This window comes from Leclercia sp. UBA5076 (genome assembly GCF_002416465.1).
Taxonomy (GTDB): domain Bacteria; phylum Pseudomonadota; class Gammaproteobacteria; order Enterobacterales; family Enterobacteriaceae; genus Enterobacter.
This window is the reverse complement of the sequence record NZ_DIAO01000016.1, coordinates 62,569-76,219: the sequence shown is the minus strand read 5'-3', so window position 1 is coordinate 76,219 and position 13,651 is coordinate 62,569. Positions and strand designations below refer to the sequence as shown.

15 protein-coding genes are annotated in these 13,651 nt (G+C 54.9%); 4 read left to right on the top strand and 11 right to left on the bottom strand.

Features of this window, described 5'->3' with window-relative positions; genetic code table 11:
• Positions 1-243: 243 nt before the first annotated feature.
• The gene (panM, locus tag B3X29_RS16190; protein ID WP_103177356.1) at positions 244-636 is read left to right on the top strand and encodes an aspartate 1-decarboxylase autocleavage activator PanM; all 393 of its coding nucleotides are present in this window, start codon (positions 244-246) and stop codon (positions 634-636) included.
• 8 nt (positions 637-644) lie between these two features.
• Here the strand turns inward: panM and B3X29_RS16185 are convergent, their stop codons facing one another.
• The 10 genes from B3X29_RS16185 to ftsY all read right to left on the bottom strand — a co-directional run bounded on the left by B3X29_RS16185 (position 645) and on the right by ftsY (position 11,411).
• Complete coding sequence (locus B3X29_RS16185; protein ID WP_103177357.1) at positions 645-1,355, bottom strand: GntR family transcriptional regulator; 711 nt, start codon at positions 1,353-1,355, stop codon at positions 645-647.
• 65 nt (positions 1,356-1,420) lie between these two features.
• Positions 1,421-2,272: a hypothetical protein gene (locus B3X29_RS16180; protein ID WP_159340208.1), complete on the bottom strand. Its 852-nt coding sequence runs from the start codon at positions 2,270-2,272 to the stop codon at positions 1,421-1,423.
• A 4-nt stretch (positions 2,273-2,276) separates the two neighbouring features.
• Positions 2,277-3,311, bottom strand: coding sequence for an oxidoreductase (locus B3X29_RS16175; RefSeq protein ID WP_103177359.1), 1,035 nt, complete (start codon positions 3,309-3,311; stop codon positions 2,277-2,279).
• Between the two features lie 9 nt (positions 3,312-3,320).
• On the bottom strand, positions 3,321-5,021 hold the full coding sequence (locus B3X29_RS16170; protein WP_159340207.1) for a PTS transporter subunit EIIC: 1,701 nt from the start codon (positions 5,019-5,021) through the stop codon (positions 3,321-3,323).
• Positions 5,018-5,191, bottom strand: a complete 174-nt coding sequence (locus B3X29_RS16165) for a PTS lactose/cellobiose transporter subunit IIA (RefSeq protein WP_139156308.1) — start codon at positions 5,189-5,191, stop codon at positions 5,018-5,020. Before B3X29_RS16165 ends, B3X29_RS16170 begins: the two co-directional genes overlap by 4 nt.
• A 498-nt stretch (positions 5,192-5,689) precedes the next feature.
• Positions 5,690-6,787 (bottom strand): branched-chain amino acid ABC transporter substrate-binding protein, encoded by a 1,098-nt coding sequence (locus B3X29_RS16160; RefSeq protein WP_103791337.1) that lies wholly within the window; start codon positions 6,785-6,787, stop codon positions 5,690-5,692.
• A 297-nt stretch (positions 6,788-7,084) separates the two neighbouring features.
• Positions 7,085-7,942 carry an RNA polymerase sigma factor RpoH gene (gene rpoH / locus B3X29_RS16155; protein WP_032614938.1) on the bottom strand — a complete coding sequence of 286 codons (858 nt, stop codon included), beginning with the start codon at positions 7,940-7,942 and terminating at the stop codon, positions 7,085-7,087.
• Between the two features lie 253 nt (positions 7,943-8,195).
• Complete coding sequence (gene ftsX / locus B3X29_RS16150) at positions 8,196-9,254, bottom strand: permease-like cell division protein FtsX (RefSeq protein WP_103177362.1); 1,059 nt, start codon at positions 9,252-9,254, stop codon at positions 8,196-8,198.
• Complete coding sequence (gene ftsE / locus B3X29_RS16145; protein WP_103177363.1) at positions 9,247-9,912, bottom strand: cell division ATP-binding protein FtsE; 666 nt, start codon at positions 9,910-9,912, stop codon at positions 9,247-9,249. The genes ftsX and ftsE overlap by 8 nt, the downstream gene beginning before the upstream one ends.
• A gap of 2 nt (positions 9,913-9,914) precedes the next feature.
• Positions 9,915-11,411: a signal recognition particle-docking protein FtsY gene (gene ftsY, locus B3X29_RS16140; RefSeq protein ID WP_156655322.1), complete on the bottom strand. Its 1,497-nt coding sequence runs from the start codon at positions 11,409-11,411 to the stop codon at positions 9,915-9,917.
• A gap of 137 nt (positions 11,412-11,548) precedes the next feature.
• Here ftsY and rsmD point away from each other — a divergent pair, with 137 nt between their 5' ends.
• Together rsmD and B3X29_RS16130 are read left to right on the top strand one after the other, a co-directional pair.
• Complete coding sequence (rsmD, locus tag B3X29_RS16135) at positions 11,549-12,151, top strand: 16S rRNA (guanine(966)-N(2))-methyltransferase (protein ID WP_103177365.1); 603 nt, start codon at positions 11,549-11,551, stop codon at positions 12,149-12,151.
• Positions 12,135-12,416 (top strand): DUF1145 family protein, encoded by a 282-nt coding sequence (locus B3X29_RS16130; RefSeq protein WP_103177366.1) that lies wholly within the window; start codon positions 12,135-12,137, stop codon positions 12,414-12,416. Before rsmD ends, B3X29_RS16130 begins: the two co-directional genes overlap by 17 nt.
• Positions 12,417-12,479: 63 nt before the next feature.
• On the opposite strand, the gene B3X29_RS16125 is transcribed toward B3X29_RS16130, so the two are convergent.
• Entirely contained in the window at positions 12,480-12,839 is a 360-nt protein-coding gene (locus B3X29_RS16125; protein ID WP_103177367.1) for a DUF2500 domain-containing protein, read from the bottom strand.
• Between the two features lie 127 nt (positions 12,840-12,966).
• On the opposite strand from B3X29_RS16125, the gene B3X29_RS16120 reads away from it, so the two are divergent.
• Positions 12,967-13,593, top strand: a complete 627-nt coding sequence (locus B3X29_RS16120; protein WP_103177368.1) for a lysoplasmalogenase — start codon at positions 12,967-12,969, stop codon at positions 13,591-13,593.
• Positions 13,594-13,651 lie beyond the last annotated feature (58 nt).

The window sequence follows — 13,651 nt, the reverse complement described above, 5'->3', positions numbered from 1 at the left end:
GAAATCAGGCAGAGATAAACAACTAAAAGTACAAATTGCAGCATAAAATAACGGTACAAAGAGCGGAATAAAACGCTGCCTTTTAGGTTAATATTCTGCTTATTTTTCGATCCCTGCGTTTTCTGGCTGCACATTTGGCTGCTAAAAAAGTAATCACCTGGAGAATGGATTGAAAAAGGAGAAGCCGCCAGCAGGATAAATTGAGTACACTGCCTGTACTTTTTTTACGTGGATAAGCTGCTAATGAAACTGACTATCGTTCGTCTGGTGACCTTTAGCGACCAGGATCTTATCGATCTTGGCAAAATCTGGCCGGAATACTCCCCCGCCTCCCTCACCGTTGATGATACCCATCGAATTTATGCTGCGCGCTTTAACGAGCGGCTGTTAGGCGCGGTGCGCGTCACGCTGAGCGGGACGGAAGGCGCGCTGGACTCCCTGCGCGTGCGTGAAGTCACGCGTCGTCGCGGCGTAGGGCAATATCTGGTTGAAGAGGTGGTGCGCGATAACCCGAGCGTAGCCTCGTGGTGGATGGCGGACGTGGGCGTCGAAGACCGCGGCGTGATGGCGGCCTTTATGCAGGCGCTGGGGTTCGTGGCGCAGCAGGATGGATGGGTCCATCACGGGCAGGAATAAACCCGGCCTTAATTGTATTTAATAAACTCGGTGGCGAATTTAAACCGGTTATAGCGGTGAGTAGCGACCGAGTATTCAAACAGCTTGCCGTTATCTAAATAGGCGGTCTGCTCAACGTGAATAACCACCTCCGGCTCTGCCAGCTGCAATAGCTGGCTTTGCTGCTCATCAGCTATGGAGGCGGTGATCATCATATGGCTGCTGTGGATCTGATAGCCCAGCGCGTCGGTAATATAGCTATATATGGAGTCCGCCACGTTGGCATAGTTGAGGCCTGGAATAACGTTCACCGGCATAAAGGTTTTTTCGATAATGGCCGGCACGTCGTTAATAACCCTGACGCGAAGGATCGAATAGACCATCTCATCGCCGCCAAGCTGGAGCTTTTCCTGCACGTCGGCCGGGGCGGGAATGGCGGAAAAAGCAATTACTCGCGTTGTTATTGTCTCGCCTGATTCATCACAGCGCGCTTTGGTGCCCTTCAGATGGCTATTAATTGACGAGGTATTAAACGGTAATTTAACAAAAGAGCCGAGACCTCTTTTTCTGACGACCAGCCCCTCTTTAACCAGAATATCCAGCGCCTTGGTAATAGTCAGTTCGCTGCAATCAAAAAGCAGCGCGAATTTCTTTCCTTCCGGCAGCTGGCTATTCTGTGCGTAATAGCCAGAAAGTATTCTTTTTTTAATCTCTTTATATATTGCAAGATACTTCGGCATTCTGACCACAATACAGACCTATAAACATAGGCCTGTTATACTATAAATACAGGCAGATAGAAATCTCAACGCCTTATAGATGAGGCCATTCGAACCCAGGTGTGCCTCTTTCCTCTTACGGCAATCGACAGGCGGTAAATCGCTTCCGGGTCGGCTATTCCCGCGCAGCCAGCATCCCCAAAGCTATGGATGTCGCTGCCGCAGCGCTTGCTGGCAAGACCAATCTGGCTCACCGTTGCGCCGTCTGCCCCCTCCTGACTGGTACTGATGGTGGTGATAGCCAGCGCACCCGCCAGGTGTACGGCATCAACGATCGCGCTCACCTCCCCCTCACGGCTCCCCTGACAGGTTCCTGGTGCGGGGATCACTACCGCGTGGGCGCCCGCCGCCGCGTACTCCGCATATTCCGCCGCAGCCATCAGCCCCCGGGCGCTGAACTTTGCCACCATGATAAAGCCAGGGAAGTGCGCCTTCGCAAGGCTTATCGCCTGAAGCATGCTGTACCGATCCACCCCCGGCTTGTCGTAGCCGGTCAGGCAGAGGAAATCCGCACCCTGCACCTGTTCAAGCGCGTGCCGCGACAGGCTGCGCGGGTTATCGGCGTCGTTTTCGGGCGTCACCTCAAGGCTGACGCCCACCAGCCTGCCGGTAAGGGCTTTGACCTGCTCAATTCCCCCCGCCACGGGCGCTCCGGCGACCACATGGGTGGCGGTATTGTATCCCTTGAGCAGAACCATATCGGCACCAAACGCCGCCACCAGCTCGGCATTGGTGACGTCCGGGTAGAGTGGCGGGGTTTCCGCCGCCACTTCGGCGAGCACGACCCGCCCCTCAGAGGCACGAATAGCCGCCACTAACTCTTCTGCTTCAGACTGACGCTGAAAATCGGATGCCCGACAATTTAATATCCGTTTCATAGTATTAATCCAAATCGATAACGAAAGGCGTGGCGCGGCTAAAACCGCCCTCAAGTATTTCCAGGTTGGTCAACATATCCTGCTCGCTGACGTAATTGGCGGCACCGTTCATTATGGTGTCGTAGAGCGCGTCATACACCCGGCCATAATCGCCGCGCACCGCAGGCACCTCGCGCTTAACCGTCTGCTGCTCCTCATTCAGATATTCAATAATGCCCGGCTGGTTATTGGCACAAAATGTCGGGTGGTCCGGCATGATATTCTCTTTCAGGTAACTCTCCTGCTGGTCGATCTGCATCTGAATAAAGGAGCCGCGGGTGCCGTGAACGATAAATCGCGGATAGGGCGTCATCACCAGATGGCTGGTTTTAATGATCGCCTTCAGGTCGTCGTAATAGAGCTGGGCTTCAAAGGTATCGTCGGGATTTTGCTTCAGCCGCAGGCTACGGATGTCATAGGCTACCTGGCGCGGCCGGCCAAACAGCGCCAGCATCTGGTCAAGGGTGTGGATCCCAAGGCCATAAAATGCACCGTTGAAGGGGTGGTTAACCTGCGGCTGCGCCTCGGGGCGGAAATAGTCGAAGTGGCTCTCAATTTCCACGATATCCCCGAGCAGGCCGCTCTTAATTACCTGCTGCACGGTCAGGAAACAGGAGTCGAAGCGGCGGTTCTGAAACGGCGTGACGGTGACGCCGTGCTGCTTCGCCAGCGCCAGCAGCGTCTTCGCCTCGTCCAGCGTGGTGGTGAACGGCTTCTCGACCATGACGTTTTTGCCGTGCTCGATACAGGCCTTTGCCCAGGAATAGTGGCTGTCCGGGTGGGTGCAGATAACCACCAGGCGGATGGTGTCATCCGTAAGGATCTCGTTAACGTCACGGGTAAAAGTAATTCCGCGGTATTGCGGCCGGGACTCAATCTCCGGCTTAGCGACAATATCGTAAATCGTTTTCACACGATATTTATCGTTGCGGATCAGGACGTAGGGCAAATGGTAGCGGGTAGCACTTTTACCAAAGCCAATAAATGCGCAATTAATCATATAACTTCCTTATTTTAACAACGTGACGGCATGCTCAATGAGCGCCTGACCATCCATATTTGAAAAATGCTGCGGGTTAACCCGCGCCACGCGGCAGCGATCTCCTGCCGTTTCCCGAACGTTGCTTTCCATATAGGTAAGCTGCGGCGAGAGGAGTATCAGGTCAGCTTTTTGCACGGTTTCTTCGAGGTTGCCGATATGGGTGGCGCTAATCGACGCGGTACAGTGGATGCTCTCTGCATATTGCCGCATCTTTTTTGCCACCAGCGAGGTGGACATGCCCTCGTTACACACCAGCACGATGGTTTTATTGTCCAGCGGGTGGGCCTCGCCCTCGCGCAGCGGCTGCGCGATTGCCGGTTCTGTCTGAGGATCTGTTGGCGGCGTCGTGGCGATGGTCTCGATGACCTGCTGCGCTTTTTTCGCGCTGATTGAGCGCTCATAGGCCAGCAGGAAGGGAAGGTAAATCACGACCCCAACCCCAATCAGGATAATTTGCAGCACCACGTTGCGCAGATCGCCCCCCGATCCCAGCCAGCCGGAGAGCAAAGGCGGTACCGACCAGGGCACGTAGGCGACAATATGCGATACCCAGCCCCAGGCGGTGGCGTAATAGGCGATGATAAAGTTTATCTGCGGGTAGAAAATAAACGGGATCATCATCAGCGGGTTGAGGATCACCGGCAGGCCAAAAATCACCGGCTCGTTGATATTAAACACCCCAGGAGCAATCACCGTTCTGGCGAACTTTTTATGGCTGCTCATGCGGCTGCGCAGCAGGATCGCCAGCAACAGCGCCAGCGTTGAACCCGTTCCGCCCATGTGACCATACAGGTCGCGAAACGGCAGCACAATAATGTGCGGCGGCGGCAGGCCAGCGGCGAAGGCGGCCATGTTCTCCTGCATGGCGACCAGCAGCGGCGGCTCTAGTACCGGGTTGATAATACCTGAGGGATGAATACCCAGCGAAAACAGCAAGTTCGTCAGGGTGGTTAAGGTAATAAAGCCCGGCAGGCTGGTGGTCAGATGGACCAGCGGCTTTTGCACCAGGGTCTGGATCAGCGCAAACAGCTCGGTATGCGTCAGGCTGGTAATGGCAAAGGTGGCGACGGAGAAGAAAGCCACGGTGATCATGATGGCAGACAGGGCGTTAAACGACTGCTGCACCATAGGAGGCACCTCCTCTCCCAGCGAGATCCGCAGCGCCGGAGAGCCGGAGATCTTCAGAAAAATGCTGGTAGAGAGAAAGGCGCACAGAATCGCCAGAAATACTCCACCCGCGTTGGTCTGCGCGTAGGGCACCACGCCCGTCACACTCACCGTCTCGCCGGTGGCAGCGGTAACGGAGGCGGTGACCGGCATCAGCACAAAAAAGCAGGCCAGCGAAACCATCGCGGCAATGATCGGGCTTTCGAACTTACGCTTGCTGGCCAGCGAATAGGCCACCAGCACCGCCAGCATAATGGACAAAATGTTCATGGTGCCGTTCAGCGCCCGCTCGCCGATCCCCCGCCACTGCACCATGGTGTCGGCAGAGAGCACGTGGCGCATAAAGCCGTTGGTATCAAGAAAGACGTAGTTGACCATAATAAAAAGCCCGGCCAACACTAAAAACGGGATAGCGATAATAAAGCTGTCGCGCAGGCTGCGCAGATGCACCTGGCCAGCCAGTTTTTGCGAAAAACCGGCTATCGTATCTAAAACCGTCATGATCTGCCTTCCGCTCTGTTCTGGTGGACCTTTTTCGCCCCGGCTAACAGACGCTGCACCTGATCATGATCCTGTCGTTTCGCCCCCTGAAGCGCAGCGAAAGCCAGGCTGTTGCAGCTGCCGGCATGGGTAATCAGCCCCGTAATCATTCCTTCGTAATTTTCTGGCATAGGTATTCTCCCTTTATGCAAAACCCCTGTTTTTGTGCAGAGCGGCAATAAGTTATTCGCGGATAAATGCCATTTGGGCGCAGGCGGGCCAAACGCTATCGGCAAAGCGATATTGTCTATTATCCTCAGCAATTATTTATTGTCGTAATAAGCGGCAAATATAAGGCTTTAACAGAAAAATATTTAAAGCGCAGTTGCACGCCGTAGCGGTCGTCGGAATCATTGCCGTCGCGCTGCAAGTTATATACATCCCATTGTATTAACGAGCTGTATATATCAAAATAAATTTTTAAAGTTATCCATATATAAAACGTTATCCATCAGCCTGCAATAGCGACATATTAAAACTATATAGTTTTAAAAAATAAGGTATATGATCACATTTTATGAGATTAGAAAGAGGGAATAGCAGCGAGCGCTAAGCGGCGGGGATGATGCCAGAGGAGAGAATTCGAGAAGATAAGAAAAGGGCGAGCGTTTCATCGCTCGCCCTGAGGATTATTTGGCGTCGGTCGCCGTACCGTTGGCATGCCAGTCAAACACGCCGAATTCAAAGCCTTTCAGGTCGCCTTTCTCATCCCAGGAGAGCGGCCCCATTACGGTTTCAACGGAGTTCGCTTTCAGCCAGGTAGCGATGTCAGCCGGTTCAGCGGACTGATTCAGGCCCGCCTGCAGGGTTTGCAGCGCAGCGTAGGTGGTCCAGACGAAGGCACCGCTTGGATCCTGTTTCTTCGCCTTGATGGCGTCTACGATCGGTTTGTTGGCAGGAACCTGGTCGTAGTTCTTCGGCTTGGTCACCAGCAGGCCTTCAGCAGATTCACCGGCGATGTTAGACAGGGAGACGTTCGCCACCCCTTCCGGCCCCATGAACTGCGTTTTCAGACCGGCAGCGCGAGACTGACGCAGGATCTGGCCCATCTCCGGGTGATAACCCCCGTAGTAAACGAAATCGATGTTCTCTTTCTTCAGGCGCGCCACCAGAGTAGAGAAATCTTTCTCACCGGCAGTGATACCGTCGAAGAAGACCACGTTAGCGTTCGCTTTTTTCAGGTTGTCCTGCACGGAACGCGCCAGGCCTTCACCGTACTGCTGCTTGTCATGGACAATGGCGATACGCTTCGGCTTCACTTTCTCAACGATATATTTCGCTGCGGTTGGGCCCTGGTCAGAGTCCAGCCCGGTGGTACGCATGACCATCTTATAGCCACGGGAGGTCAGCTCCGGCGCGGTAGCCGCTGGGGTGATCATCAGAATGCCTTCGTCTTCGTAGATGTCAGACGCGGGCTGCGTGGAAGAGGAGCAGAGGTGGCCGATAACGTATTTGATGCCGTCATTCACCACTTTGTTGGCAACCGCAACCGCTTGTTTCGGGTCGCAGGCATCATCATATTTTACGATCTGCAGTTTTTCGCCTTTGATGCCGCCCTTGGCATTAATGTCGGCAACTGCCTGCTCTGCACCAGTGAATTCCTGGTCGCCGTACTGGGCTACCGGACCGGACATTGCGCCGACAACGGCCACTTTGATATCAGCCTGAGCGGTGCCGAAAGCCAACGCGATACATCCTGCCAGTAAGGCTTTACCCTTCATATTCATCCTGAGAATCCCCATTGTGATGGTTATTGTGTTTGTTGTGATGTTGTTTTTTGGCGCTTTATTTCAATTATGCGTCTGCCGTGCGCGCCTTTTCAGCATACTCTGCTAAAACATACCCCATTTTTATCGAATTGGAATAGCTATTTTGTAATGTATATAAGGTAAGCGAGGCTTTAACGAGTCAGCACACGGCATCAGGTAACTGTTTGCCAGGAGGGGAGTATTTGCCAGTACGGGCGCTAAAAAAACAAAACCCCCGAATTTGCATTCGAGGGTTATCGGGGAACTTCGCGAGGATTACGCTTCGATAGCGGCGCGAAGTTTTTTCATGGCGTTCTTTTCCAGCTGACGCACACGTTCAGCGGAGACACCATAGCGGTCGGCCAGCTCCTGCAGGGTGGACTTGTTGTCTTCGTCCAGCCAGCGGGCACGGATGATATCCTGGCTACGCTCGTCAAGGCCTTCCATTGCATAGGTCAGCTTGTTGGCGGCCTGCTCTTCCCAGTTATCATCTTCAATGCCGTCGGCAAAGTTAGATGACTTATCCTGCAGATAGAGGACCGGGGCCATCGGCTGGCTGTCGGAGGCATCGTCGTCAGAGGACATATCAAAGGTCATGTCCTGCGCGGCCATCCGCGATTCCATCTCACGCACGTCTTTGCTGGAGACGCCCAGCTCGCGGGCAACCATTTCCACTTCGTCCTGGTTGAACCAGCCCAGACGCTGCTTGGTTTTACGCAGGTTAAAGAACAGTTTACGCTGTGCTTTGGTGGTGGCGACCTTCACGATACGCCAGTTACGCAGCACGTATTCGTGGATTTCCGCTTTGATCCAGTGCACAGCAAAGGAGACCAGACGCACACCCACTTCCGGGTTGAAGCGACGCACCGCCTTCATCAGGCCAATGTTACCTTCCTGGATCAGGTCTGCCTGCGGCAGGCCGTAGCCCGCGTAATTACGAGCAACGTGAACAACAAAGCGCAGGTGAGACAGGATCAGCGTCTTAGCTGCTTCCAGATCGCCCTGGTAATGCAGCTTTTCAGCAAGCTCCTTTTCTTCCTCGGCCGTCAACATCGGCCAGGTGTTAGCGGCCCGGATGTAAGATTCCAGGTTACCAACAGGGGCTAAAGCTAAAGTTTGCATTTCTTTGGTCATTCATTCCTCTCAATCAATTTTTCTGGCGGCGGTTAGTCCCCATCAGGCAACGAACATGCCAGAATTAATGAGCAACGAGAATATCACTCACTCTTTTATCAGACAGTGATTTTATCCACAAGTTCCGAGTGAAACTGTGAATAAATTACGCACAAAATGTGACGTGAAGATGATGATGCGGGTCAGAGTCAACGAAAGGCTCTTTCCCTGCACGGTGATTCTCAATGCAGGGAAAGATTATACCAGAGATTTTTTAGTCAGGGGTAAAGTGACGTAAATGTTGCACGGTTGCTAACCAGGCCGCTATCCAGCCGATCATCGAGCAAACCAGCAGCAATAAGAGGCACTCGTCAAAGGATAAACCGCTGATATTAAACTTAGTTCCAAAAACCTGCGCCACTTCGGTTACCGCGGCGGAAAGTCGCATCACCAAAATTTCTGACAAAATCAGTGAAAGAAATGCACCGGCAAAACCGAGCAGTGCGCCGCCATACAGGAACGGACGCAGGATGAAGCCATCGGTGGCGCCGATCAGCTTCTGTACGTTAATGGTGTCGCGACGGGCAAAGATGCTCAGGCGCACGCTGTTGCCGATAACGAGGAACACCGCCGCTACCATCAGCACGCCGATCATCGCCGCAACGCGCCCCACAAGGCCCGTCAGCGCCGTCAGACGGGCGAACCAGCTGTCGTCCATCCGCACCTCATCAATGCCGTGAATACGGGAGACGCGATCGCGCAGGGTGTTTAGCGACTCGGTGCCCTGGAAATCGAGTTTTGGGATCACCACCGCCACCGCAGGCAGAGGGTTCTCTTCCAGCATATCCAGCGCGCCGCCAAACCCGGACCAGTTACGGAACTCGCCCAGCGCGTCTTCCCGCGACAGGTAGTTCACCTTCTCAACCCCCTGCTCGGCCTGTAGCTGACCCACAACCTGGGCAGCGGCGTTATCGTCGAGGGATTTATCGAGATAAACGGTGATCTGCGGAGAAGGATAGTACTGCGACGCCGCCTGATTAACGTTTTTATAGACCATGTAGCAGACGCTGGGCAGGGTCAGGGAGATGGCGATCACCATGACCGTCAGGAAGGTGGCGAACGGTTTGCTTTTCAGATCCTGCAGCGCGCCCTGGAAGGCGTAACGCACCTGCTCGTTAAACACGTTGGTTTTGCGCGAGTTGGGTCTTGGCGCGGATTTGCTGCGCTTCGGCGCATTGCGGTTGCCCTCTCCCGGGCCGCCTGCCGATTTACGAAAACGGTCAAGTTTGCTGCCAAACTGCCGCATCTGGTTCATTGCGTCACGCTTATTCACCGAGGCCTCCGTGCAAATGACCGTCGCTGAGCGTCAGCATGCGGTACGAACGACGAGCAATCAGCCCCATGTCGTGCGTCGCCATCAGTACTGTCACCCCCACGCGGTTAAACTCCTCAAACAGACGCAGGATCCCTTCGGAAAGGGCGTCGTCCAGGTTACCGGTCGGTTCATCCGCCAGCAGCACCGCCGGTTTATTCACCACCGCGCGGGCAATGCCCACGCGCTGCTGTTCACCGCCGGAAAGCTGGATAGGGAAGTTCTTCGCTTTGTCCAGCAGCCCGACCTTATCCAGCGCCGCCGATACGCGACGACGAATATCATCCCCGCTGGCGCCCGCGATAATCAGCGGGATCGCCACGTTGTCGAAGACCGTGCGGTCCATCAGCAGATGGTGATCCTGGAAAATCATGCCGATCTGCCGACGCAGAAACGGCACTTCGCGGTTTTTCAGGCGGCTGATGTCGTGGCCGCTGAACCAGATTTTCCCGGCGCTTGGCCGTTCGATCCCACAGATAAGCTTGAGCAGGGTACTTTTCCCCGCGCCGGAGTGGCCGGTCAGAAATGCCATCTCGCCCGGCTGCAGGTGGAATGTCACTCCCTGCAGCGCTTGTCTCCCACCAAGATAGGCCTTGCTGACGTGTTCAAAGCGAATCATTGTTAATCCTCTCGGGCAAAAAGTGCCTCAATAAAGTCGCCCGATTTAAACGGACGTAAATCTTCGATACGTTCGCCAACACCGATGTAGCGGATAGGAATACCAAACTGATCCGCTACCGAGAAGATCACCCCGCCTTTCGCGGTGCCATCCAGCTTGGTCAGCGTGATCCCGGTCAGCCCTACCGCTTCATGGAACAGCTTCGCCTGGCTGATGGCGTTCTGTCCGGTGCTGGCATCAATAGTCAGCATAATTTCATGCGGTGCATCTTCGTCCAGCTTTTTCATCACGCGGACGATCTTCTTCAGCTCTTCCATCAGGTGCGATTTATTCTGCAGACGCCCTGCGGTATCGGCAATCAGGACATCAACATTGCGCGCTTTCGCCGCCTGAATCGCATCGAAAATTACCGATGCGGAGTCTGCGCCGGTGTGCTGGGCAATCACCGGAATATTGTTGCGCTGGCCCCACACCTGCAGCTGCTCAACGGCGGCGGCACGGAAGGTATCCCCCGCGGCCAGCATCACCGATTTACCTTGCTGTTCAAACTGACGCGCCAGCTTGCCGATAGTGGTGGTTTTACCCACGCCGTTAACGCCCACCATCAGAATAACAAAAGGCATTTTGCCTTCAATATTAAGCGGTTCGTCAACTTTTGCGAGGATTTCACCCATCTCTTCTTTCAGCAGGCCGTAGAGCGCTTCGGCATCGCGCAGCTGTTTACGGCTGGCGCTCTCCGTCAGGCTGCTGATGATTTTGCGGGTGGTTTCCACGCCAACATCGGCAATCAGGAGCTGTTCTTCCAGCTCTTCAAAGAGATCATCATCGATTTTCTTGCCGCGGAACAGACTGATAAATCCGGAACCGAGGTTCTCTTTGGTTTTGATCAGGCTGCGTTTCAGGCGCGCAAAGAAACCTTCTTTGGTCGGCTTTTCCTGCTCCTGAACAATCTCTTCAACCGGCTCGTTCTCGTCGGCGACCGGGACAACCATCACCGCCTCTTCTGCCGCCTCAGCCGCCAGCGCCTGCGCTTCGAGCTCTTCGTCGCTGATCGTCTCTTCTTCGGTTTCTGGCAAATACTCTTCCGGGATCGCCTCTTTACTCTCTTCAGCGATCTCTTCCGGCAGCGGTAATTCTTCATGCTCGACAGCCTGCGGCGGGACCGCCTCCGCGACCGGCTCGACAATCTCCTCGACCGCGACAGGTTCTGGCTCAACGGCGACAGGCTCCGGTTCAACCGGCTGCGGTTTTTCACGCTCCTGAACCTGCTCTGTGACCTCAACCACCTCTTCAGCAAAGGCTTCAGTCTCTTGCGGGCTGTGGGTGCGCGCTTCTGCTTCTACGTCAGCGACGGTTTCAACAGGGGTTTCAGGCTGCGGCTGTTCAACCGCTGCGGGCTGTTCTGCGCTCTGTTGTTCTTCGTTCTGCTGCTCGGTTTCCTGCTCTTTTTGACCAAATCCCAGCCAGGAAAAGAAGCCACGTTTTTTCTCTTTTGCCATCTGCGACTACACCCCTCGCGGTTAATTACTGGCGCTATATACATGGAAGCTAAAAAAATGATGAAATAGTTTATCACTTAACTTAACGCACATCACCGCCTGCAAACGCAGGCCGTACGAGTGACCTGAGCAACAATATGAAGAAACCCAACCGTGCTGCCGCGGGCCAAATTCGCATTATCGGTGGTCAGTGGCGTGGCCGTAAACTTCCCGTCCCGGACAGCCCCGGCCTGCGCCCGACCACCGACCGCGTCCGTGAGACGCTGTTTAACTGGCTGGCACCTTCAATGGTAGATGCCCGTTGCCTGGACTGCTTCGCCGGAAGCGGCGCGCTCGGCCTTGAAGCCCTTTCACGCTACGCCGCCAGCGCCACGCTGCTGGAGATGGATCGCAGCGTCGCCCAGCAGTTGCAGCAAAACCTGGTGACGCTGAAAGCGGCGCACGCCCGCGTCGTTAACACCAACACCCTCGCGTTTCTGGCCCAGGCAGGCACCCCGCACGATGTAGTATTTGTCGATCCGCCGTTTCGCAAAGGGCTGCTGGAAGAGACGCTGTCGCTGCTGGAAAACAACGGCTGGCTGGCGGATGATGCGCTAATCTACGTCGAGAGCGAGGTAGAAAACGGTTTACCGCCGGTGCCCGCCCACTGGGATCTGCACCGGGAGAAAGTAGCCGGACAGGTCGCCTATCGTCTTTATCACCGTCAATCACAAGGAGAGACTGATGCCGGTACTGATTAATCTGGGTCGTTTGCTGATGCTGGGGGTCTGGGCATTTTTGCTCCTCAACCTCGTCCACCCGTTCCCACGCCCGATGAACATTTTTGTTAACGTGGCGCTGATTTTTACCTCGTTTATGCATGCCCTGCAGATGGTGATGCTAAAAAACGGCTTACCGAAAGACGGTCCGCAGATGACCGGCTGGCAGCAGGCCCGCGTCTTTATCTTCGGCGTGTTTGAGCTGCTGGTGTGGATGAAGAAATTTAAAGCGCAGGCGAAGAAGTAACCTGCGGCCTTCTGCCCGGTGGCGCTGCGCTTACCGGGCCTACGTTTCGTGCGGGCTGGCTGACTACGGCGCCGGATCAAACCCCTCAAACCGTGACCCCTTGTAACGCAACGTTCCTTTATCCCCCACCGTCAGCTGATGGTACTGCTTCTCGTCGAGGCGAAAGGTCATCTCCAGACCGCCGCTTTCCGGCTTAAAGCTCGCTTCATAGCGCATGCTGGTGCCGGCAGGCGTAACCTGCTGCTGACGCGATCGACGATCGTTTAGCGCTTTTTCCCGTTTATTGCTCACCACCACCCGCTTTTGCAGCAGCGGCGCGGCGTCGTTATCGGCCTTTTCCCGACGCTGCTGCACAAAGCGAAATGACGCGGCAACGACGATAATTGCCAGAACGATAATAAAAAAGAGCGGCATCTTGCTCATTAGACAATCCTTAAGACCAGGCTGAAATCAGGATAGCGTGCCACGCTGTGCATTGCTATTGGCCCGTCTGCACCACTACACTGAAGTGAAACTGTTTATTCAACAATAACAGATACAGGGACTTAATATGCTTTGGTCATTTATCGCTGTCTGTTTCTCCGCATGGCTGTATGTCGATGCGTCCTACCGCGGCCCTGCCTGGCAGCGCTGGCTGTTTAAACCCGTCACCCTCCTGCTGCTACTGCTGCTGGCCTGGCAGGCGCCGATGTTCAACGCCATCAGCTACCTGGTGCTCGCAGGGCTCTGCGCATCGCTGGTGGGCGATGCCCTGACCCTGCTGCCGCGCCAGCGCCTGCTCTATGCCGTGGGGGCGTTTTTCTTATCGCATCTGCTCTACACCATCTATTTCGCCAGCCAGATGACGCTCTCCTTCTTCTGGCCGCTGCCGCTGGCGCTGCTGGTCGTTGGCGCGGTGCTGATAGCGGTGGTCTGGACGCGTCTGGAGGAGATGCGCTGGCCAATCTGTACGTTTATCGCCATGACGCTGGTGATGGTGTGGCTGGCAGGTGAGCTGTGGTTCTTCCGTCCGACGGCCCCGGCGCTGTCGGCTTTCGTGGGGGCCACGCTCCTGCTGCTGAGCAATATTGTCTGGCTGGGCAGTCATTACCGTCGCCGTTTCCGCGCCGATAATGCCATTGCCGCCGCCTGCTATTTTGCCGGGCACTTCCTGATCGTGCGTTCGCTCTATATTTAACGCTTGACTCTGGAGTCGACTCCAGAGTGTATGCTGCGGTTAATGAGAAAATTATCAT

What these genes read in the sequence shown, in the direction of transcription:
- B3X29_RS16120 (WP_103177368.1), top strand. Translation starts at nt 12,967, where the DNA reads ATGCTTTGGTCATTTATCGCTGTCTGTTTCTCCGCATGGCTGTATGTC.
- B3X29_RS16160 (WP_103791337.1), bottom strand. Translation starts at nt 6,787, where the DNA reads ATGAATATGAAGGGTAAAGCCTTACTGGCAGGATGTATCGCGTTGGCT.
- ftsE (WP_103177363.1), bottom strand. Translation starts at nt 9,912, where the DNA reads ATGATTCGCTTTGAACACGTCAGCAAGGCCTATCTTGGTGGGAGACAA.
- B3X29_RS16130 (WP_103177366.1), top strand. Translation starts at nt 12,135, where the DNA reads ATGCCGGTACTGATTAATCTGGGTCGTTTGCTGATGCTGGGGGTCTGG.
- B3X29_RS16175 (WP_103177359.1), bottom strand. Translation starts at nt 3,311, where the DNA reads ATGATTAATTGCGCATTTATTGGCTTTGGTAAAAGTGCTACCCGCTAC.
- B3X29_RS16165 (WP_139156308.1), bottom strand. Translation starts at nt 5,191, where the DNA reads ATGCCAGAAAATTACGAAGGAATGATTACGGGGCTGATTACCCATGCC.
- B3X29_RS16180 (WP_159340208.1), bottom strand. Translation starts at nt 2,272, where the DNA reads ATGAAACGGATATTAAATTGTCGGGCATCCGATTTTCAGCGTCAGTCT.
- B3X29_RS16125 (WP_103177367.1), bottom strand. Translation starts at nt 12,839, where the DNA reads ATGAGCAAGATGCCGCTCTTTTTTATTATCGTTCTGGCAATTATCGTC.
- ftsY (WP_156655322.1), bottom strand. Translation starts at nt 11,411, where the DNA reads ATGGCAAAAGAGAAAAAACGTGGCTTCTTTTCCTGGCTGGGATTTGGT.
- panM (WP_103177356.1), top strand. Translation starts at nt 244, where the DNA reads ATGAAACTGACTATCGTTCGTCTGGTGACCTTTAGCGACCAGGATCTT.
- rpoH (WP_032614938.1), bottom strand. Translation starts at nt 7,942, where the DNA reads ATGACCAAAGAAATGCAAACTTTAGCTTTAGCCCCTGTTGGTAACCTG.
- rsmD (WP_103177365.1), top strand. Translation starts at nt 11,549, where the DNA reads ATGAAGAAACCCAACCGTGCTGCCGCGGGCCAAATTCGCATTATCGGT.
- B3X29_RS16170 (WP_159340207.1), bottom strand. Translation starts at nt 5,021, where the DNA reads ATGACGGTTTTAGATACGATAGCCGGTTTTTCGCAAAAACTGGCTGGC.
- B3X29_RS16185 (WP_103177357.1), bottom strand. Translation starts at nt 1,355, where the DNA reads ATGCCGAAGTATCTTGCAATATATAAAGAGATTAAAAAAAGAATACTT.